Origin of the sequence: Hydrogenophaga flava NBRC 102514 (assembly GCF_001571145.1) — a bacterium.
Taxonomy (GTDB): domain Bacteria; phylum Pseudomonadota; class Gammaproteobacteria; order Burkholderiales; family Burkholderiaceae_C; genus Hydrogenophaga; species Hydrogenophaga flava.
The window spans coordinates 100,244-118,278 of the sequence record NZ_BCTF01000004.1; the positions used below are offsets into that span (position 1 = coordinate 100,244).

Annotated in this window: 19 protein-coding genes and 1 tRNA gene; 8 read left to right on the plus strand and 12 right to left on the minus strand. The window is 67.7% G+C overall.

Features of this window, described 5'->3' with window-relative positions:
• The 3 genes from HFL01S_RS05370 to HFL01S_RS05380 all read left to right on the plus strand — a co-directional run bounded on the left by HFL01S_RS05370 (position 1) and on the right by HFL01S_RS05380 (position 4,912).
• On the plus strand, positions 1–1,719 hold the full coding sequence (locus HFL01S_RS05370; protein ID WP_066255739.1) for an FAD-dependent monooxygenase: 1,719 nt from the start codon (positions 1–3) through the stop codon (positions 1,717–1,719).
• 18 nt (positions 1,720–1,737) lie between these two features.
• Positions 1,738–1,926: a DUF2783 domain-containing protein gene (locus HFL01S_RS05375; protein ID WP_066255740.1), complete on the plus strand. Its 189-nt coding sequence runs from the start codon at positions 1,738–1,740 to the stop codon at positions 1,924–1,926.
• A gap of 73 nt (positions 1,927–1,999) precedes the next feature.
• Positions 2,000–4,912 (plus strand): valine--tRNA ligase, encoded by a 2,913-nt coding sequence (locus HFL01S_RS05380; protein ID WP_066255743.1) that lies wholly within the window; start codon positions 2,000–2,002, stop codon positions 4,910–4,912.
• Between the two features lie 18 nt (positions 4,913–4,930).
• Here the strand turns inward: HFL01S_RS05380 and HFL01S_RS05385 are convergent, their stop codons facing one another.
• The 4 genes from HFL01S_RS05385 to cysM all read right to left on the minus strand — a co-directional run bounded on the left by HFL01S_RS05385 (position 4,931) and on the right by cysM (position 7,783).
• A complete protein-coding gene (locus tag HFL01S_RS05385) occupies positions 4,931–5,983 on the minus strand; it encodes an NAD(P)-dependent oxidoreductase (RefSeq protein ID WP_066255746.1) in 1,053 nt (350 codons plus the stop codon).
• Between the two features lie 48 nt (positions 5,984–6,031).
• Positions 6,032–6,259 (minus strand): sulfurtransferase TusA family protein, encoded by a 228-nt coding sequence (locus tag HFL01S_RS05390; protein WP_066255748.1) that lies wholly within the window; start codon positions 6,257–6,259, stop codon positions 6,032–6,034.
• A 79-nt stretch (positions 6,260–6,338) separates the two neighbouring features.
• Positions 6,339–6,866, minus strand: a complete 528-nt coding sequence (locus HFL01S_RS05395; RefSeq protein WP_066255750.1) for an NUDIX domain-containing protein — start codon at positions 6,864–6,866, stop codon at positions 6,339–6,341.
• 14 nt (positions 6,867–6,880) lie between these two features.
• Positions 6,881–7,783 carry a cysteine synthase CysM gene (gene cysM / locus HFL01S_RS05400; protein ID WP_066255753.1) on the minus strand — a complete coding sequence of 301 codons (903 nt, stop codon included), beginning with the start codon at positions 7,781–7,783 and terminating at the stop codon, positions 6,881–6,883.
• A 41-nt stretch (positions 7,784–7,824) separates the two neighbouring features.
• Here cysM and HFL01S_RS05405 point away from each other — a divergent pair.
• A tRNA-Leu gene (locus HFL01S_RS05405) sits at positions 7,825–7,911 on the plus strand.
• 4 nt (positions 7,912–7,915) lie between these two features.
• Here the strand turns inward: HFL01S_RS05405 and HFL01S_RS05410 are convergent.
• Positions 7,916–8,668: a glycoside hydrolase family 24 protein gene (locus HFL01S_RS05410; protein ID WP_218008598.1), complete on the minus strand. Its 753-nt coding sequence runs from the start codon at positions 8,666–8,668 to the stop codon at positions 7,916–7,918.
• Between the two features lie 6 nt (positions 8,669–8,674).
• Here HFL01S_RS05410 and HFL01S_RS05415 point away from each other — a divergent pair, with 6 nt between their 5' ends.
• A complete protein-coding gene (locus HFL01S_RS05415) occupies positions 8,675–9,670 on the plus strand; it encodes a calcium/sodium antiporter (RefSeq protein WP_245644740.1) in 996 nt (331 codons plus the stop codon).
• Positions 9,671–9,685: 15 nt separating this feature from the next.
• Here HFL01S_RS05415 and HFL01S_RS05420 read toward each other — a convergent pair whose 3' ends face one another.
• On the minus strand, positions 9,686–10,606 hold the full coding sequence (locus HFL01S_RS05420) for an SDR family oxidoreductase (RefSeq protein ID WP_066255755.1): 921 nt from the start codon (positions 10,604–10,606) through the stop codon (positions 9,686–9,688).
• A gap of 88 nt (positions 10,607–10,694) precedes the next feature.
• On the opposite strand from HFL01S_RS05420, the gene HFL01S_RS05425 reads away from it, so the two are divergent.
• Both HFL01S_RS05425 and HFL01S_RS05430 read left to right on the plus strand, forming a co-directional pair.
• A complete protein-coding gene (locus HFL01S_RS05425) occupies positions 10,695–11,723 on the plus strand; it encodes a CDP-6-deoxy-delta-3,4-glucoseen reductase (RefSeq protein WP_066255757.1) in 1,029 nt (342 codons plus the stop codon).
• Positions 11,724–11,740: 17 nt separating this feature from the next.
• Complete coding sequence (locus HFL01S_RS05430; protein ID WP_066256022.1) at positions 11,741–12,694, plus strand: Bug family tripartite tricarboxylate transporter substrate binding protein; 954 nt, start codon at positions 11,741–11,743, stop codon at positions 12,692–12,694.
• Here HFL01S_RS05430 and HFL01S_RS05435 read toward each other — a convergent pair whose 3' ends face one another.
• The 5 genes from HFL01S_RS05435 to HFL01S_RS05455 are packed head-to-tail and all read right to left on the minus strand — an operon-like array spanning position 12,695 to position 16,750.
• Positions 12,695–13,303 carry an SCO family protein gene (locus tag HFL01S_RS05435; protein ID WP_084383105.1) on the minus strand — a complete coding sequence of 203 codons (609 nt, stop codon included), beginning with the start codon at positions 13,301–13,303 and terminating at the stop codon, positions 12,695–12,697.
• Between the two features lie 14 nt (positions 13,304–13,317).
• Positions 13,318–14,220: a heme o synthase gene (gene cyoE / locus HFL01S_RS05440; protein ID WP_066255759.1), complete on the minus strand. Its 903-nt coding sequence runs from the start codon at positions 14,218–14,220 to the stop codon at positions 13,318–13,320.
• Positions 14,217–15,362 (minus strand): COX15/CtaA family protein, encoded by a 1,146-nt coding sequence (locus HFL01S_RS05445; RefSeq protein ID WP_066255761.1) that lies wholly within the window; start codon positions 15,360–15,362, stop codon positions 14,217–14,219. Before HFL01S_RS05445 ends, cyoE begins: the two co-directional genes overlap by 4 nt.
• Before the next feature lies 1 nt (position 15,363).
• The gene (locus HFL01S_RS05450) at positions 15,364–16,029 is read right to left on the minus strand and encodes an SCO family protein (RefSeq protein WP_066255763.1); all 666 of its coding nucleotides are present in this window, start codon (positions 16,027–16,029) and stop codon (positions 15,364–15,366) included.
• Entirely contained in the window at positions 16,010–16,750 is a 741-nt protein-coding gene (locus tag HFL01S_RS05455; RefSeq protein ID WP_066255766.1) for an SURF1 family protein, read from the minus strand. Before HFL01S_RS05455 ends, HFL01S_RS05450 begins: the two co-directional genes overlap by 20 nt.
• 39 nt (positions 16,751–16,789) lie before the next feature.
• On the opposite strand from HFL01S_RS05455, the gene HFL01S_RS05460 reads away from it, so the two are divergent.
• On the plus strand, positions 16,790–17,026 hold the full coding sequence (locus HFL01S_RS05460) for a twin transmembrane helix small protein (protein ID WP_066255768.1): 237 nt from the start codon (positions 16,790–16,792) through the stop codon (positions 17,024–17,026).
• Between the two features lie 81 nt (positions 17,027–17,107).
• Here the strand turns inward: HFL01S_RS05460 and HFL01S_RS05465 are convergent, their stop codons facing one another.
• Complete coding sequence (locus HFL01S_RS05465) at positions 17,108–17,989, minus strand: cytochrome c oxidase subunit 3 (RefSeq protein WP_066158614.1); 882 nt, start codon at positions 17,987–17,989, stop codon at positions 17,108–17,110.
• Positions 17,990–18,035 lie beyond the last annotated feature (46 nt).

The following is an 18,035-nucleotide window of genomic DNA, read 5'->3' on the forward strand; positions in this document are numbered from 1 at the left end:
GTGACACCAACGGCATACAAGCAAGCCGCCCACACCAACAGCTACGAGTTCACCCAAGGCAGTGGTTACCAACTGCCCGAGTACCCCTTCGTTCCCCCACCCGAACTCAACGACAGCCAGACCAGACGACACCCCATGGTCATCGTCGGCGGTGGCATCACCGGCCTCACCCTCGCCTGCTCCCTAGCAAACCTGGGCGTGCCCGCCATCCTGCTCGACGAAGACAACACCGTCGGCGTCAAGGGCGCCTCCTCCCGCGGCATCTGCTACACCCAGAAATCGCTCGAAATCTTCCAGCGCCTGGGGCTGTACGACCGCATCGCCGCCAAAGGCATCCAGTGGAGCGTCGGCCGCACCTTCGCCGGCGAGGACGAGGTCTACAGCTTCGACCTCAAGCAGCAGGGCGGCTACAACCTCTCGCAGCAGCCGCCCTTCATCAACATCCAGCAGTTCTACATCGAGGGCTTTCTGGTCGAGCGCATCGCCGAACTCGGTCACGTCGAGCTGCGCTGGCAAAACCGCCTGACCGCCTTCGAACAGAACGCCGACTTCGCCACCCTCACCGTCGAAACGCCCGCCGGCACGTACACCGTCGAAGCCGATCACGTCATCGACGCCACCGGTTCGCACAGTCCGCTGCGCCAGTGGCTGCAGGTGCCGTTCACCAGCAAACGCGGCGACGACCGCTGGTGCATCGCCGACGTGCGCTTCACCAAACGCCCGCCCGTCGAGCGCCACACCTGGGTCGAGGCGCCATTCAACGAGAACCGCGCCGTCTGGCAGCACCTGATGGCCGACGACGTCTGGCGCATCGACTACCAGATGGCACCCAACGCCGACCCCGAATACGTGAGCCGCGAGGACGTGGTGCGGGAGCGGCTGGCGCGCCAGTTCGGGCCCGACACCGAGGTCGAGATCGTCTGGGTCGGTCCCTACGCCTACCGCAGCGAGTGCGTGCACCGCATGCGCGAAGGCCGGGTGTTTTTCATGGGCGACTCGGCCAAGGTGGTCAGCCCCTTTGGCGCACGCGGCGGCAACACCGGTGTGGCCGATGCCGACAACCTGGCCTGGAAGCTCGCCGCGGTGTGGCGCGGCCGCGCCCACCCCGCGCTGCTGGAGAGCTACGGAGATGAACGCCTGGAGGCCGCGCAGCAGAACGTGCTGGTGACCAACCGCACCGCGCGCTTCCTGCGCCCGGCCGACGGTGTGGAGCGCCTGTTCCGGAACGCCGCCATCGGCCTGGCGAAGAAACACCCATTCGCCCGCACGCTGATGAACACCGGCCGCATGGCGGTCGCCAACCCGTATTCGCGCTCGCGCGCCTGCACCTACGCCGAGGGTTGCGCGGCCGGGCAGTCGGTGCAGAACGTCGCGCTGCGCTGGGCCAACGGTTCGGCGGGCTGCGTCAACGACCTGCTGAACTGGGCCGGCGGCGACCTGCTGCTGCTGGCCTTCGGCCCGCTCGGCCGCGCCGACCTGCAGCGCCTCAAGACGCTGACGGCCGGCGCGCCGATGCGCGCGGTGCAGGTCCCGGTCGGCCGCGAACGTGCCCAGGCGGTGGAGCAGGTGCGCGACCCCGAACGGCATCTGCGCGCCGCCTGCCAGCTGGCCGGCACGGGCTGGGCGCTGGTCCGGCCCGACGGCTACCTCGCCGCCAGCGGCGAGCGCATCGATGGTCGCCTGGTCGCCGCCCTCGAACGCTCACTCGGCCTGCGCTGAAACCCCTTGGAGATCCGCATGAACACCGCCCCGAACTTCCAGGACGCAGACGGCTTCTACGAGCGCCTGCTCGACGCCCACCAGGGCCTCTCGCGCGAGCAGTCCGAGCTGCTCAATGCGCGCCTGATCCTGCTGCTGGCCAACCAGGTCGGCAATGCCCAGGTGCTGGCCGACTGCGTCGCCGCCGCAAGAGACACCCTCGAATAAAATCGGGGGCTTCCCGAACACCCACCCGACGGCGCCCTGCGGGGCGCCGTTGCACTTTCTGCGCCCCCACCCCATGCCCGACGCTCCCGACACCCTGCAGCAACCCGGTCTGAACAGCCTGTCCAAGTCCTTCGAGCCCGCCGCGCTCGAAGCCCACTGGGGCCCCGAATGGGAGCAGCGCGGCTACGGCGTGGCGGGCTTCCGCGGCACCTCGGCGCCCAGTGCCGAAGCCGCCGCCGCGGGCAAGAACTTCGCCATCCAGCTGCCGCCGCCCAACGTGACGGGCACGCTGCACATGGGCCACGCGTTCAACCAGACCATCATGGACTCGCTCACGCGCTACCACCGCATGAGTGGCTTCAACACCGCGTGGATTCCGGGCACCGACCACGCCGGCATCGCCACGCAGATCGTGGTGGAGCGCCAGCTGCAGGAACAGAAGATCAGCCGCCACGACCTGGGCCGCAAGAACTTCGTCGCCAAGGTCTGGGAGTGGAAGGAGCAGTCGGGCAACACCATCACTACGCAGATGCGCCGCATGGGCGACAGCGTGGACTGGAGCCGCGAGTACTTCACCATGGACGAGAAGCTGTCCACCGTGGTGACCGAGACCTTCGTCAAGCTCTACCAGCAGGGCCTGATCTACCGCGGCAAGCGCCTGGTCAACTGGGACCCGGTGCTGATGTCGGCCGTGTCCGACCTGGAGGTGGAAAGCGAAGAGGAAGACGGCTCGCTATGGCACATCCGCTACCCCATCGACGGCTCCGATGAGTCGCTGGTGGTGGCCACCACCCGGCCGGAAACCATGCTGGGCGACACCGCCGTGATGGTGCACCCGGAGGACGAGCGCTACACGCATCTGATTGGCAAGCAGGTGAAGCTGCCCATCACCGGCCGCCTCGTGCCGGTGATTGCCGACGCCTATGTGGACAAGGCCTTCGGCACCGGTGTGGTGAAGGTCACGCCCGCACACGACCCGAACGACTACCAGGTCGGCCAGCGCCACGGCCTGCCGATGCTGACCATCTTCAGCCTGGAAGCCAAGGTGTCGGCCGACGAAGCGGCGGACATTCCCGCCGCCTACGTGGGCCTGGACCGCTTCGTTGCGCGCAAGCAGATCGTCGCGCAGCTGGAGGCCGAGGGCCTGCTGGTCGAGGTGAAGAAGCACAAGCTGATGGTGCCGCGCTGTGCCCGCACCGGCCAGGTGGTCGAACCCATGCTGACCGACCAGTGGTTCGTGGCCATGAGCAAGGTCAGCGACCAGGACCCGACCGGCAAGAGCATCGCGCAGAAAGCCATCGACGCCGTGGCCTCGGGCCAGGTGAAGTTCGTGCCCGAGAACTGGGTCAACACCTACAACCAGTGGATGAACAACATCCAGGACTGGTGCATCTCGCGCCAGCTCTGGTGGGGCCACCAGATCCCGGCCTGGTACGACGAGCAGGGCCAGGTCTATGTGGCGCGCAACCTTGAAGAAGCCCAGGCCCAGGCCGGCGCGGGCAAGGTGCTCACGCGCGACGAAGACGTGCTCGACACCTGGTACTCGTCGGCCCTCGTGCCGTTCAGCACCATGGGCTGGCCGAACCAGACCGACGCCGCCATCGACGACTACAACCTCTACCTGCCCAGCAGCGTGCTGGTGACGGGCTACGACATCATCTTCTTCTGGGTGGCCCGGATGATCATGATGACGACCCACTTCACCGGCCGCGTGCCGTTCAAGGACGTCTACATCCACGGTCTGGTGCGCGACGCGCAGGGCCAGAAGATGAGCAAGTCCGAAGGCAACGTGCTCGACCCGGTGGACCTGATCGACGGCATCTCGCTCGCCCCGCTGCTGGACAAGCGCACGACCGGCCTGCGCAAGCCCGAGACGGCGCCCAAGGTGCGCAAGCAGACCGAGAAGGAATTCCCCGAAGGCATCCCGGCCTATGGCGCCGACGCGCTGCGCTTCACCTTCGCCGCCCTGGCCTCGCTGGGCCGCAGCATCAACTTCGACAGCAAACGCTGCGAGGGCTACCGCAACTTCTGCAACAAGCTCTGGAACGCCACCCGCTTCGTGCTGATGAACTGCGAAGGCCACGACTGCGGCCTGATGGAGCACACCAAGGCCGACTGCGACGTGGGCGGCAAGGCGCACGGCTACATGAGCTTCAGCCACGCCGACCGCTGGATCGTCTCGCGCCTGCAGCGCGTCGAGGCCGAGGTCGCACAGGGCTTTGCCGAGTACCGCCTGGACAACGTGGCCAACGCGATCTACGACTTCGTCTGGAACGAGTTCTGCGACTGGTACCTGGAAATCGCCAAGGTGCAGATCCAGACAGGCAACGAAGCGCAGCAACGCGCCACCCGCCGCACCCTGATCCGCACGCTGGAGACCATCCTGCGCCTGGCGCACCCGATCATCCCGTTCATCACCGAAGAGCTGTGGCAGAAGGTCGCACCCGTGGCCGGTCGTGAGGGCGCCTCGGTGAGCGTGGCGGCCTACCCGGTGAGCCAGCCCGAGCGCATCGACGAAGCGGCCGAAGCCCAGGTCGCCAAGCTCAAGAGCCTGGTGGATGCCTGCCGCACGCTGCGCGGCGAGCTCAACGTGTCGCCCGCCACCCGCCTGCCGATGTTCGTGGTCGGCGATGCCGAGTTCATGCGCGCCAACGCGGCGGTTCTGCAGGGTCTGGCCAAGCTGGCCGAGGTCAAGGTGTTCGACGACGAGGCGAGCTGGGCCGCCGCCGCGCAGGCCGCACCGGTGGCCGTGGTCGGCGAGGCCCGCCTGTGCCTGTTCATGGAAATCGACGTGGCCGCCGAGAAGGCCCGTCTGACCAAGGAAGTCGCGCGCCTGGAGGGCGAAATCGCCAAGGCGAACGCCAAGCTGGGCAACGAGGCCTTCGTGGCCAAGGCACCGCCGGCCGTGATCGAGCAGGAGAAGAAGCGCGTGGCCGACTTCAGCGCCACGCTGACCAAGGTGCGCGAGCAGCTGGCGCGGCTCTGACGCACCAGCGACCGGGTCTCAGCCCGGTCGCTCCTCGCCCCGGGAGATCTCGGCCCACTGGGAGCCCGAGTCGACCGGCGGCCACTCCGGGTCCTGCGAGCTGTCCAGGCTGTCGAGCACGGAGAAGTCGCTGACCTGGGCCTGGCCCCGCCCCACCGCTGGCGACAGGGTTTCGTGGATGCGGTGCGCCACGTACCAGCTGGCGCGCAGCTTGGCTTCGCGGGTGTGCGACCCCAGCCGGGGTGTGAGGTGCAGGTTGGGGATGTTGTGCAGCGGGGTGCCGGGCCCGGCGAACTGGGGGTGCGCCCCGTCCAGCAGGCAGGCGTCGATCCGGCCATCCGTCAGCGCCAGCGCCAGCGCCTCGGGCTCGAACAGCGAACTGCGGCTCAACCCCACCCACAGCTGACCGGGCTTGCAGTGGTTGAGCAGGCGTTCGTTGATCCAGCCCTTGAACCGGGAGGCGTAGACCATCTGCAGCGACACGGCGTCGCTGCGCGCCAGCAACTCGTTGACCGGGATGTATTCGATGCCCAGCTTGTTCCAGATCGGTGCGGCCTGGTGCACCGCCGGGTCGTAACCGAGCAGACGCACGCCCAGTCCCTTGAGCATGGGTGCCAGGGTGTGGGCCACGGGGGCCAGGCCCAGCAGACCCACGGTGCTGCCATAGAGCTCCCGGCCCATGCGCACCTGCGCCAGCTTGCGCCCCAGGAGGGCACTGACCATGCCACGCCGGTAGAGCATGAGCAGGCCATAGAGCAGGTACTCCGCGTTCGAGCGCACCGTGGCGCTGCGCGCCTGGATCACCCGGATGTTGCGCTGCGCGCAGGCCTCCAGGTCGGTGTTTTCGGTGGAGATCTGCATGCGCGCCACCACCTTCATGAGGGGCGCGAAATCGAGAAACTCGCGCGAGACGACCACATGCGAGGGCAGCACCAGTGCCTTGGTCTTGTAGACCTGCTTGCGCAGCGCCATGGGGTCGTCTGCCAGCTCCGGGGCCAGCGTCACGGCGTGGCGTTCCTGCAGCCAGGACAGGGCTTCAGGAACAAGGGGATCGAGGAGCAGGACTTCCATGGTCGTCGGGCCGTCGATTGCGGGGTGCCGCAACCATGGTGGCCCAGATCAGCGGCGTTTGAGCACCGTGATGAAGTCGGAGCCTTCGGTCTGCTGCTCCACGAGTTCGTTGCCCGTCTGCTTGGCAAAGGCCTGGAAGTCGCGGACCGATCCGGCGTCGGTGGCGATCACCTTCAGCGTCTGGCCACTGGTCATGTCCGCCAAGGCCTTCTTGGCCTTCAGGATGGGCAGCGGGCAGTTCAGGCCGCGGGCGTCAAGTTCTTTGGTGGCGTTCATGAAGGAATCCTCGGAGAGCGAATTTTAAACAGGAAGGGTGACAGAAATCAAAAAATGTATCAATTTGTACGAAGAAAAGTCACGCCGCCGGGACCTCCATGAACTGGGGCTCGATGCCTATCGAGCGCAGCCAGTCGGCCAAGGCAAAGCCAGTTCCGGCCGGCCAGCACCGGACCTGTTCCGGCGCGAGCAGCTTGTATTCGGCCAGCTCCGGGGACAGCACGATCTCGCCTTCAGCGAGCGCGTGGTAGGTGATGATGACCTGGTTCATGCGCTGGAAATCGTGCACGCCGATCAGCTTCAAGGCCGTCACGGTCAGCCCGGTTTCTTCGGCGATCTCGCGCCGGATGCCCTCTTCCGGCGTTTCGCCCACCTCCATGAAGCCGGTGATCAGCGCGAACATGCGGTGCTGCCAGGCGGCGTTGCGAGCCAGCAGGACCTTGTCACCCACCTGCACGATGGCGGCCAGCACGGGTGTCGGGTTGTTCCAGTGGGTGAAGTCGCAGGCCGTGCAGCGCAGGCGGTGCTTCAGTCCGCCGTCTTCCTGCGCCGCGGTCAGCGCCAGCGGCGCGGCGCAGCAGGGACAGAACCGGTACTCGGCGGTCATGGCGGGCAACGGCCTCAGGCCGGGAACACGCCGGTCGAGAGGTAACGGTCGCCGCGGTCGCAGACGATGAAGGCGATGGTGGCGTTCTCGACCTGCGCCGCGATCTGCTGCGCCACCCAGCACGCACCGGCGGCCGAAATGCCCGCAAAGATACCCTCTTCGCGCGCCAGGCGGCGGCACATCTCCTCGGCGTCCGACTGCCCCACCAGCACAAGTTCATCCACGCCCGACGGGTCGTAGATCTTGGGCAGGTACTCCTGCGGCCACTTGCGGATGCCCGGGATGCGCGAGCCCTCGCTGGGCTGGGCGCCAATGATGCGGACGGCCGGGTTCTTTTCCTTCAGGAAGCGAGAGACGCCGGTGATGGTCCCGGTGGTGCCCATGGCGCTGACAAAGTGCGTGATGCGCCCGCCGGTCTGCTCCCACAGTTCGGGTCCGGTGGTCTCGTAGTGGATGCGCGGGTTGTCGGCGTTGGCGAACTGGTCGAGCACGCGGCCCTTGCCGTCCTTCTCCATCTTGTCGGCCAGGTCGCGCGCGTACTCCATGCCGCCGCTCTTGGGCGTGAGGATGAGCTCGGCACCAAAGGCCTTCATGGTCTGGGCGCGCTCGATGGACAGGTCCTCAGGCATGATCAGCACCATGCGGTAGCCCTTGATGGCCGCGGCCATGGCCAGTGCGATGCCGGTGTTGCCCGAGGTCGCCTCGATCAGCGTGTCGCCGGGCTTGATATCGCCGCGCTCCTCGGCGCGCTTGATCATCGACAGTGCGGGCCGGTCCTTCACCGAACCGGCCGGGTTGTTGCCTTCGAGCTTGCCCAGGATCACGTTGCCCCGCGCGCGGAGCATCTCCGAGCCGATGCGTTGCAGCGCGACCAGCGGCGTGCGGCCGATGGCGTCTTCAATGGTCGGGTAGTTCATGCACCCCACTGTGCCATAATTTCAGGCTTTCCATGACACCCGCCCGGGTGGCGAAATCGGTAGACGCAGGGGATTCAAAATCCCCCGCCAGAGATGGTGTGTCGGTTCGAGTCCGACCCCGGGCACCAGCTTTCAGGGCCGCCCCGCACTTGCCGGGCGGCCTTTTGTTTTGGCGCTCTCAGCAGGCGCCTCGGCGCTGGCCAGCTCCTCTTCCAGCATCTGCCGGTACACCCGAGGCAGCTCGCGGGACATGCTGTTGTTCTCGATGCCATAGCCCAGGCTGGTCCATGTACCCGAGAGCCGGCGCAACACCGGCTGGATGCGGCCCTGGCGCAACTGGGCCGAGACATTGCCCCAGCGCCCCTCCTGCAGCCAGGCGTGCACGACCACATCCTGGTACACGGGCGCAAAGCTCAGGCCGGTGGCGTCCAGCGCATCCTCGGTGCGCTCCGGGTGGTAGCGCGCGGCCAGCTCCAGCCAGGTGCTGTAGAGCAGCTGGTAGCGGCCCGCCGCGGTGGAGCAGTTGCCCCGGTTCGGCCCCTGGCCGATCGACTCGCAGCGGTTGGGATGCCGCTCCAGGGAGCCCACGTAGTCGCCGCCGTACAGCACGTTGTAGGGGCGCATGACATTGGACTCGCTGGCTGAGATGGTGCGCATCAGCGCCCGCAGGTAGGGGTCGCCGCCGGCCATCACCAGTGGCTGGGTGCCGGGCAGCAGCAGCCAGGGGCGCCACAGCCAGAGCATCAGGAGCATGAACGCCACCGCCAGCGCCGTCAGCCCCAGACGAGCGCGCCAGGGTGAGCCCCAGAAGTCGCGCTGGTGCGAAGGCCGTTGGTTCAGGTCGTGCGACATGGGGTCGGTGGGTGCAGGGTGGCGCTGAGACAATGGGCATTGTCCAACACCCACACCATGCCCATGCTGCTGCCCATTGCCGCCGTGATCGCCGGACTGCTTCTGCTGATCTGGAGCGCAGACCGTTTCGTAGAAGGTGCCTCCGCGACCGCCCAGCACTTCGCAGTGCCGCCCCTGCTGGTGGGCATGGTCATCGTGGGTTTTGGCACATCGGCACCGGAACTGGTGGTCTCGGTCATTGCGGCCTCACAGGGGAATCCTGCGCTGGCGCTGGGCAACGCCTGGGGATCGAACATCGTCAACATGGGCCTGATCCTGGGCGTGACCGCACTGATCGCGCCGATCCAGGTGCGGTCGGTGGTGCTGCGCAAGGAACTGCCCCTGCTCATGGCGGTAACCGCGCTCTCGGCCCTGCTGGTCTGGGACCTGACCCTCTCGCGCGCCAACGCGCTGGTGCTGCTGGCGGCGTTCGCAGCGCTGATGGTCTGGTCCATCCGCGAAGCCAGGACCCATGGCGACGACGCGCTGGCAGAGGAGACCGCCACCGAGCTGAAGGCCGGCGCCCTGCCGCTGTCGCGTGCGATGCTGTGGCTGGTTCTGGGCCTGGTGGTGCTGGTGGCCAGCTCGCGCCTGCTGGTCTGGGGCGCGGTGGAGATCGCCCAGGACCTGGGCATCAGCGACCTGGTGATCGGCCTGACCGTGGTGGCCATCGGCACCTCGCTGCCCGAACTGGCCTCGTGCGTGGCCGCCGCGCGCAAGGGTGAGGACGACATCGCCCTGGGCAACGTGCTGGGGTCGGGTCTGTTCAACACGCTGGCGGTGGTGGGGCTGGCCGGCACCATCGCGCCCATGGACGTGGAGTCGGCCGCCCTCACGCGCGACCTGCCGGTGATGGCCGGCCTCACCGTGCTGCTCTACCTGATGGGGCGCGGGCGGCGCGGGCCGGGCCGCATCAACCGCTGGGAGGCCGGCGGTCTGCTCGGTGTCTACGGGGCTTACACGCTCTGGCTGCTCTGGACCATGGGGCCACGCTGACGGCGCCATCCAGTCTCAGACGCGCAAGCCCTGCGCCACCGTGGGGTAGCGCAGCCGCAGGCCCAGCTCGGTCTTCATGCGCCGGTTGTGCAGGCGGCGCGACTCGCTCATGAAGCTCAGCAGCACCATCGGCAGCTGGTCGCCTGCAGCGTCGCGCGCGACGCGCGGCGGCCTGGGCAGGCCGTACAGATCGGCCGCGAAGTCGAAGTAGTCGCCCATCTTCAGCTCGGTGTCGTCGACCACATTGATGGTGCGCCGGGGCTTGCCACGCCAGAGCGCCAGCACGCAGGCGCGCGCCAGGTCGTCGGCGTGAATGTGGTTGGTGTAGACGTCGTCCTCGGGCCGGAGCACCGGTGTGCCGCGGCGCAGGCGCTCCTGCGGTGTGCCGCCCGCGCGATCGGGCGCGTAGATGCCCGGTATGCGCAGCACGCTGATGCGCACGCCCAGTGCACGCCCCAGCCAGTGCACCGACGCCTCGGCGTCCACACGGCGCCAGGCGCGCGGAGTCAGCGGCCGGGTGGGCGCCGACTCGTCCACCCAGCGGCCCTCGCAATTGCCATACACCCCGGTGGTGGAACCGTAGACCAGCGAAGTCGGCGGCGACCGGCGGGCCAGGGTGCGCACAAGGGACCGGGTTCTCGCGTCGGCCTGCCAGTCGGTCTGCCCTTCGGACGGTGGCGGTGCCAGGTGAAGCACGCGGGTGGCCAGGCCGGCCAGGCGCTGCAGGTCGGCCGGCCGGTCCAGGTTGCCGATCAGGGGCGTGATGCCCTGGCCTCGCAAGGCGGCGGCATTGTCGGGGTTCGAGGTCAGCGCCAGCAGACGGGCGCGCCGCCCGCCACCGAGCTCGCGCGCGGCGCGCTGGCCCACGTCACCGCAGCCGATGATGAGCACCCGTTCGCGGCGGAAACGGGCTGGAAGGGCACCAAGAAATGTCATGGATTCGAATTTGGGAAAATGGCGGGTTGCCTGCGGGGGCGCCCGCGGTTCAGCGCCCGTTCATCCCAACCACTGTAGCCTGTTCACCATGACCTTCAGCATCACCGTCCAGCCCAGCGGCCGACAGTTCAGCACCGAATCCGGCGAAGCCATTCTCGCGGCCGGCATCCGCCAGGGCATCGGCCTGCCCTACGGCTGCAAGGACGGCGCCTGCGGCTCCTGCAAGTGCAAGCTCGTCAGCGGCAGCGTGGCCCACGGCCCGCACCAGGCCAAGGCTCTGAGCGCAGAAGAGGAAGCCTCGGGCTACATCCTCACCTGCTGCGGCGTCGCGCAGAGCGACGTGGTGCTGGAGTCGCGCCAGGTCACCGAAGCGGGCGCGTTCCCGATCAAGAAGATGCCGGTGCGCGTGATCAGCCTGGAACGCGCCTCGCACGACGTGATCGTGATGAAGCTGCAGCTGCCGGCGGCCGACACCTTCCAGTACCACGCCGGCCAGTACGTCGAGTTCCTGCTGCGCGACGGCGACCGCCGCAGCTACTCGATGGCCAACGCACCGCACACCCAGGCCGCGGGCCCGCAGGTCGAGCTGCACATCCGCCACATGCCCGGCGGCAAGTTCACCGACCATGTGTTCGGAGCCATGAAGGAAAAGGACATCCTGCGCGTCGAAGGACCCTACGGTGGCTTCTACCTGCGCGAGGACAGCGACAAGCCCATGGTGCTGCTGGCCTCGGGCACTGGCTTCGCGCCCATCAAGGCCATCATCGAACACATGCGCCACAAGGGCATCACGCGGCCGGCCACGCTCTACTGGGGTGGCCGCCGCCCGGCCGACCTCTACCAGTCGGCCTGGATCGAGGAACAGCTGGCCAGCATGCCCAACCTGCGCTACGTGCCGGTGATCTCCGACGCGCTGCCCGAGGACGCCTGGACCGGTCGCACCGGCTTCGTGCACCGCGCGGTGGTGGAGGACACGCCCGACCTCTCGGGTCACGAGGTGTACGCCTGTGGCGCGCCGATCGTGGTGGAGTCGGCCAAGCGCGACTACCTGGCCGCCGACCTGCCCGAAGAAGCGTTCTACGCCGACTCGTTCACCAGCGCCAAGGACAAGCTGTGAGCACCCGCCGCCACGTCATGGCCCTGGCCGCCGCCGCGGCCCTCGCGCTCCCTGCGCTGTCGATGGCACAGGCCGACAAGCCCACCCGCATCATCGTTCCGTTCGGCGCCGGCGGCCCGATCGACGTGACCGCGCGCATCCTGGCAGAGGCGGTCAAGGATTCGCTGGGCACGGTGATCGTCGAAAACCGGCCCGGTGCCGGCGGCAACATCGGCGTCAGCGCCGTGTCCCGGGCTGCGCCCGACGGCCACACGCTGGGCATCGCCACCACGGCCTCGCACGGCATCAACCCCTGGCTGTTCAGCAAACTGCCCTACGACCCGGCCAAGGACTTCGCCCCGGTCACGCAGATGCTGCGCGTGCCCAATGTGCTGGTGATGAACGCCGAAACGGCGCAGCGGCTGAACATCCGCAGCCTGGCCGACCTCATCCGCTACGCCAAGGCCAACCCCGGCAAGCTCAACTACGGGTCGGGCGGCAACGGCAGCGCCGGTCACCTGGCGGGCGAGCTGCCGAAGAACCAGGCCGGCATCTTCGTGGTCCACATCCCCTACAACGGCGGCAACCCGGCGCAGCTGGCCCTGCTTTCGGGGCAGGTGGATTTCAACATCGACAACCTGGCCACCGCCGCCGCCAACATCCGCGCCGGCAAGCTGCGCGCGCTGGCCGTGACCACGGCGCAGCGCAGCGCCATGCTGCCGGAGGTGCCGCCGATGGCCGAGACCCTGCCCGGCTTTGAAGTGGACACCTGGTGGGGGCTGATTGCCCCCGCGGGCACGCCTGCCGAGACCGTGCGCAAGCTCAACAGCGCGTTCACTGCCGCGCTCGGCACACCCGAGGTCAAGGCCCAGTTTGCGCGCCTGCTGGCCGAACCGGCGCCCAGCACGCCTCAGGCGTTTGAAGCCTTTCTGCAGAAAGAGCGCGGCAAGTACGAGCGCATGGTCAAGCTCAGCGGCGCCCAGGTCGACTGATCAGAGCCCGCCCTCGGCCAGCAGCTTCTTCAGGTCGCCGGCAAGCGCCGGCGCGCCGCTGCCATAGCGGTGGTACAGCCGCAAACGACCCTGGGTGTCGTAGACATAGCTGCCCGCCGAGTGGTCCATGGTGTAGCTCGTCGGTGTCTTGCCGTCGACCTTCTTGTAGTAGATGCGGAAGCTCTTGGCGACCTCGGGCAGCTTGTCAGGCTGCGCGTAGAGCGCGAGAAACGTGGGGTCGAAGCTGCCCATGTACTCCTTCATGACCTCGGGCGTGTCCCGTTCCGGGTCGACGCTGACGAACAGGCCCTGCAGCTTGTCCCCGTCCGCCCCCAGCAGCTGTTTGGCCTGTGCCATTTCGCTCATGGAGGTCGGGCACACGTCCGGACATTGGGTGTAGCCAAAGAAGATCACCACCACCTTGCCTTTGAAGTCCGCCAGCGTGCGCGCCTGGCCGTTGTGGTCGGTCAGCGAGAAGCCGGTGGCGTAGTCCGCACCCGTGATGTCGATGCCCGAGAAACCGGTGGCGGTGGCGTCCGCAGGTTTGTCGGAACAGGCGGCCAGCAGGGCGCTGCACAAGGCCAGGGAGACCAGATAGCGACGTTTCATGGCGGGTGGGTGCTTCAGATGTAATGGTCGATCAGCATCGCGGCAAACAGCAGCGACAGGTGCCAGAGCGAAAAGCGGAAGGTCTTGCGGGCCAGGGCGTCCGAGTAGTTGCGCCACAGCGCCCAGGCGTAGCCGCAGAACCCGATGCTCAGCGCCAGGGCGGCCACCAGGTAGACCCAGCCGCTCATGCGCATGATGAAGGGCATCAGGCAGGCGGCGAACAGCACGAAGGTGTAGAGCAGGATCTGCAGCCGCGTGAACTCCGAGCCGTGCGTCACCGGCAGCATGGGCAGCCCCGACTTGCGGTAGTCCTCGACGCGGTAGAGGGCGAGCGCCCAGAAGTGCGGCGGCGTCCAGAGAAAGATGATCAGGAACAGGATCAGCGCCTCGGGCGCGACCACGCCGGTCATCGCCGCCCAGCCCAGCACCGGCGGCATGGCGCCGGACGCCCCGCCGATCACGATGTTCTGCGGCGTCAGCGGCTTGAGGATGACGGTGTAGATCACCGCGTAGCCCACGAAGGTGGCGAAGGTCAGCCACATGGTCAGCGGGTTGACCCACAGGTACAGGATGGCCGAGCCGAGCGCGCACAGCACGGCCGAGAACGTCAGCGTCTGCACATTGCCCAGTTCGCCCTTGGCCGTGGGCCGCCAGGCGGTGCGCCGCATCTTGGCGTCGATCTGCTGCTCGACCACGCAGTTGAACGCCGCGGCCGCACCGGCCACCAGCCAGATGCCCAGGCAGGCGAGTGCCGCCGTCTGCACCTGAGGCCAGCTCGGCAGGCCAGGCACGGCCAGCACCATGCCGATCAGGGCGCAGAAGACGATCAGCTGGATCACGCGCGGCTTGGTCAGCGCATGGTATTGGCGCCAGACCGAAGGCATGGTCGGAGCCAGGGAAGTGGGCGCGGTGCTCATGGGGAGGTGCGTGGAACGGTGAGCGCGGGCACGCCCACGGAAGAAGATGCAGTGCGGGTGCCGGCCAGCAGCCCGGTCATCACGACCACCAGCGCGGCCGCGCCCCCCGTGTGCCCGACGGCCGACAGCAGCGGCCAGTCCAGCACCACATTGCTCAGGCCGGTCGCCAGCTGCAGACCCGCCAGGGCCAGCAGCCAACGCGCCGATGGGCGCGCGCCCGGCTGGGACCACAGGTGCCCGGCCAGTGCCAAGAGCGCAGCGAGCACGAGGTAGGCAAACAGGCGGTGCACGTAATGGATGCCGGTCAGCGCGGCAAAGGTGATGGGCTGGCCATCGGCGTTCATGCCCAGCTCGCGCCAGACCGTGAATCCTTCGCTCAGGTTCATCGGCGGCCACCAGCCCCCCTGGCAGGTGGGGAAGGTGTCGCAGGCCAGCACCGCGTAGTTGGTGCTGACCCAGCCGCCCAGCGCGATCTGCAGCCATAGCAGCGCGTACACCAGCAGCAGGGCCCGGCGGGCCGGTCGGCCCAGCATCAGCGGCGCATGCCCCTGCACGCCCAGGTCGTAGGCCACCGACTGGGCCCTCAGAAGGGCCAGCAACACCATGCCTCCGAGCAGGTGCAGGGTGACGATGGCCGGGAACAGCTTCATGGTCACGGTCAGCGCGCCGAATGCGCCTTGCAGACAGACCCAGAACAGGGTCAGCCAGGCCCAGGCCGGGGAAATGCTCAGGCGCCGGCGCTCCACCCAGCTGGTCACCGCAAGCACCAGGATCAGCACCCCGACCGCCGTGGCGAGATAGCGGTGGATCATCTCCACCCAGGCCTTGCTGTGCGTGACCGGCCCTGTGGGCATGGCCTGCTGCGCCGCCGAGATGGAGGCGTGCGCCCCCACCGGACTGGCGCTGCCGTAACAGCCCGGCCAGTCGGGGCAGCCCAGACCAGAGTCGGTCAGCCGCGTGAAGGCGCCGAACAGCACCAGGTCAAAGGTCAGGAACAACGTCAGCAGGGTCAGCGCGCGCAGCCGCTGCGCGCCGCTTGCGCGGCGATGGCGCAGCCACACCCAGGCCAGCGGCCCCAGAGCGATCACCGCCCCCAGGAGCATCAGCCGCAGTGCGGGCGACAGGTCGTACAGCTCGCCCATGTCAGCGCCCGGCCTTGTCCCAGAACGCCGACGCGCGCAGCAGGCGGTCGAGATCTCGCTTGACCTGCTTCGGATCGTCCTGCGCCGGGAAGCGCATCATCCAGTTGCCGATGGGATCGACCACATACAGGTGGTCTTCCAGGCGCTGGCCCTCGGCGGGCTGCAGCCAGGTCGCCAGCGCGGCCGCGTCGACGTGCAGCACGGTCGCCGCCGCCGTCGCCTGCTTCAAGGGTTCGGACAGTGCAGGCGAGCCGGTGCGCAGCCACACCCAGTCCAGCCGGTCCTTGTCCTTGCCCAGGGTTTCGCGCAGCTGCCGCTGCAGGAACAGATGTTTCTGGCAGGCGTCGTCGCAGGCGGAGTCGGCGACGCTGATGAGCAGCCACTGGTTCTTCAGCTGGGTCAGCGGTACTGGCTGGCCGCTGGTGTCGGTGCCGACCAGATCGGGCAGCGGGCGCTGCGGGTCGATCAGTTCGCCATAGTTGCGGCGGCCTTCGGGTCGGATCACGTAGTAGGTGAAGTACGACGCGATCACCGGCGAGGCGCACACCAGCAGAAGCAGCAGCATCTTCCAGCGCCCGGCCCGGGTGGCGGCGCTGGTGTCCGGCGCATCGGCCTTGGGCAGGCTGTGCACCGTCAGGGTCAGGGGTTCATCGGGGGTCTTGGCCATGAAGCGTGCGTCGGCGACGGGGAGAAATCAGTTGGAACCAGGCGTACAGCCCGGCGGCGACCGCACTCATGGCGAACCACTGGGCAGCGTAGGCGTGGTGCTTGTGAGCAGCGGATTCGAAACGCGGCCACTCCCTGAGCAGGCCTTCGGGCGAGGCGCCGGTCTGCAACACCGACATCGGCGGCAGCGCCAGCCCGGTGTCCCTGGCCAGCGCCTCAATGTCGAGATTTTGCCGGATGCGCCCCTGCTCCGCTGCGCCCAGCTCGAACAGCCGGCTGGGCGGTGGGGCCAGGCGTCCAGTGACCTCCACTTCGTCCGGCGGGGTGGGGACATCGGGTACCTGCGACCGGTCCTGAAAGTTGCGGGGCACCCAGCCGCGCTGCACCAGCAGCGCGCGGCCTTCGCCAGAGAGTCTGAGCGGGGTGACCAGAATGAAGCCACTGCGCCCGGCCATGGGCCGGTTGTCCAGAAACACGCTGGCCTCCGGCACCCACTGCCCCTTGAGCCGGACCATGCGGTGCAACAGCGGCTCGACAACTCCGTTGGCTGAGAGCACCGCGGCGCCGTCCAGCGCCGCCATCGCGCCCCGCTCGGCGATGCCCGTCTCCAGGGCCTGCTTCTGGGCGGCGCGCGAGAGTTGCCAGACACCCAGCGACGCTGTGAGCGCGACCGTGCCGGCGGCGGCGATGGTCACGGTCCAGAAGCGGGTGCGAGGTGTCATGGAAGGCAATGAAAACTGGGAGCGGCGGATAATCCCCGCATGACCTATCTCGTGATTGTGGCGTTTGTGGCCATCCTCGGCAGCCTGGCGGCGGCGCTGGTGTTCATGATGCGCGGCGGTGGCGCCCAGGACGACGACGCCGGAACCCACCGCAAAAACCCCATGGCCAAAGCCCTGGCCTTCCGCGTCGGCTTTTCCATCCTGCTGTTCGTCGTGGTGTTGCTCAGCTACTGGATGGGATGGATTCAGCCCACCGGCCTGCCGCTTAGGGGCTGAAGGCCCGGTACACCGGGTCCAAAAAAACGGCGCCTTCCGGCGCCGTTCTTCCTGGGACGGGCGGAACGACCGCCCGGCGCATCACATCCAGTACACGAGGATGTAGAGACCCAGCCAGACCACGTCCACGAAGTGCCAATACCAGGCCGCACCTTCGAAACCGAAGTGCTTCTGGGCTGTGAAATGGCCCTTCTGCAGGCGCAGGGTGATGAACAGCAGCATCAGCATGCCCACGAACACGTGGAAGCCGTGGAAGCCGGTCAGCATGAAGAAGGTCGAACCGAAGATGCCCGACGACAGCTTGAGGTTCAGGTCGCCATAGGCGTGGGCGTACTCGTAACCCTGAACGAACAGGAACACCAGACCCAGGATCACCGTCATCCACATGAAGGCGATGGTCTTGCCGCGGTTGCCGGCCTGCAGGGCGTGGTGGGCGATGGTCAGCGTCACGCCGGACGTCAGCAGCAGCGCGGTGTTGATCGTGGGCAGCCAGAACGGCCCCATGGTCTGGAACGGCTCGACGATGCCGGCCGGCGAGGCGGTGGCTCCGACCTGGCGGCTCGGCCAGACCGATGTGAAGTCGGGCCACAGCAGGGCGTTCTCGATGTTGCCCAGCGCCGGAACCGAGTGGGTGCGGGCCCACCAGAGCGCGGTGAAGAACGCGCCGAAGAACATCACTTCCGAGAAGATGAACCAGCTCATGCTCCAGCGGTAGGAGAGGTCGATCTTCCGGCCGTACAGACCACCCTCGCTCTCGGTCACCGCATCACGGAACCACTGGAACAGCACCACCAGCCAGAAGGCCAGACCAAAAGCCAGCGAATACATGCCCCAGGCGGCACCGTTGATCCACTGACCTGCACCAAGGATCACGAAGAACAGGCCGACAGCCGCCATGACCGGGTGACGGGAGGGTCCTGGGACGAAGTAATAAGGCGTCGTGCCGTGGGTTGCTGCTGACATGCTCGCTCCTCAGTGCTTTCGCTGGTATGAATGAATAAAACTGTTT

What these genes read in the sequence shown, in the direction of transcription:
- HFL01S_RS05390 (WP_066255748.1), bottom strand. Translation starts at nt 6,259, where the DNA reads ATGAACGCCACCAAAGAACTTGACGCCCGCGGCCTGAACTGCCCGCTG.
- HFL01S_RS05395 (WP_066255750.1), bottom strand. Translation starts at nt 6,866, where the DNA reads ATGACCGCCGAGTACCGGTTCTGTCCCTGCTGCGCCGCGCCGCTGGCG.
- HFL01S_RS05425 (WP_066255757.1), top strand. Translation starts at nt 10,695, where the DNA reads ATGACCTTCAGCATCACCGTCCAGCCCAGCGGCCGACAGTTCAGCACC.
- HFL01S_RS05455 (WP_066255766.1), bottom strand. Translation starts at nt 16,750, where the DNA reads ATGACACCTCGCACCCGCTTCTGGACCGTGACCATCGCCGCCGCCGGC.
- HFL01S_RS05385 (WP_066255746.1), bottom strand. Translation starts at nt 5,983, where the DNA reads ATGGAAGTCCTGCTCCTCGATCCCCTTGTTCCTGAAGCCCTGTCCTGG.
- HFL01S_RS05430 (WP_066256022.1), top strand. Translation starts at nt 11,741, where the DNA reads ATGGCCCTGGCCGCCGCCGCGGCCCTCGCGCTCCCTGCGCTGTCGATG.
- cysM (WP_066255753.1), bottom strand. Translation starts at nt 7,783, where the DNA reads ATGAACTACCCGACCATTGAAGACGCCATCGGCCGCACGCCGCTGGTC.
- cyoE (WP_066255759.1), bottom strand. Translation starts at nt 14,220, where the DNA reads ATGAGCACCGCGCCCACTTCCCTGGCTCCGACCATGCCTTCGGTCTGG.
- HFL01S_RS05445 (WP_066255761.1), bottom strand. Translation starts at nt 15,362, where the DNA reads ATGGGCGAGCTGTACGACCTGTCGCCCGCACTGCGGCTGATGCTCCTG.
- HFL01S_RS05375 (WP_066255740.1), top strand. Translation starts at nt 1,738, where the DNA reads ATGAACACCGCCCCGAACTTCCAGGACGCAGACGGCTTCTACGAGCGC.
- HFL01S_RS05450 (WP_066255763.1), bottom strand. Translation starts at nt 16,029, where the DNA reads ATGGCCAAGACCCCCGATGAACCCCTGACCCTGACGGTGCACAGCCTG.
- HFL01S_RS05460 (WP_066255768.1), top strand. Translation starts at nt 16,790, where the DNA reads ATGACCTATCTCGTGATTGTGGCGTTTGTGGCCATCCTCGGCAGCCTG.
- HFL01S_RS05465 (WP_066158614.1), bottom strand. Translation starts at nt 17,989, where the DNA reads ATGTCAGCAGCAACCCACGGCACGACGCCTTATTACTTCGTCCCAGGA.
- HFL01S_RS05435 (WP_084383105.1), bottom strand. Translation starts at nt 13,303, where the DNA reads ATGAAACGTCGCTATCTGGTCTCCCTGGCCTTGTGCAGCGCCCTGCTG.
- HFL01S_RS05420 (WP_066255755.1), bottom strand. Translation starts at nt 10,606, where the DNA reads ATGACATTTCTTGGTGCCCTTCCAGCCCGTTTCCGCCGCGAACGGGTG.
- HFL01S_RS05380 (WP_066255743.1), top strand. Translation starts at nt 2,000, where the DNA reads ATGCCCGACGCTCCCGACACCCTGCAGCAACCCGGTCTGAACAGCCTG.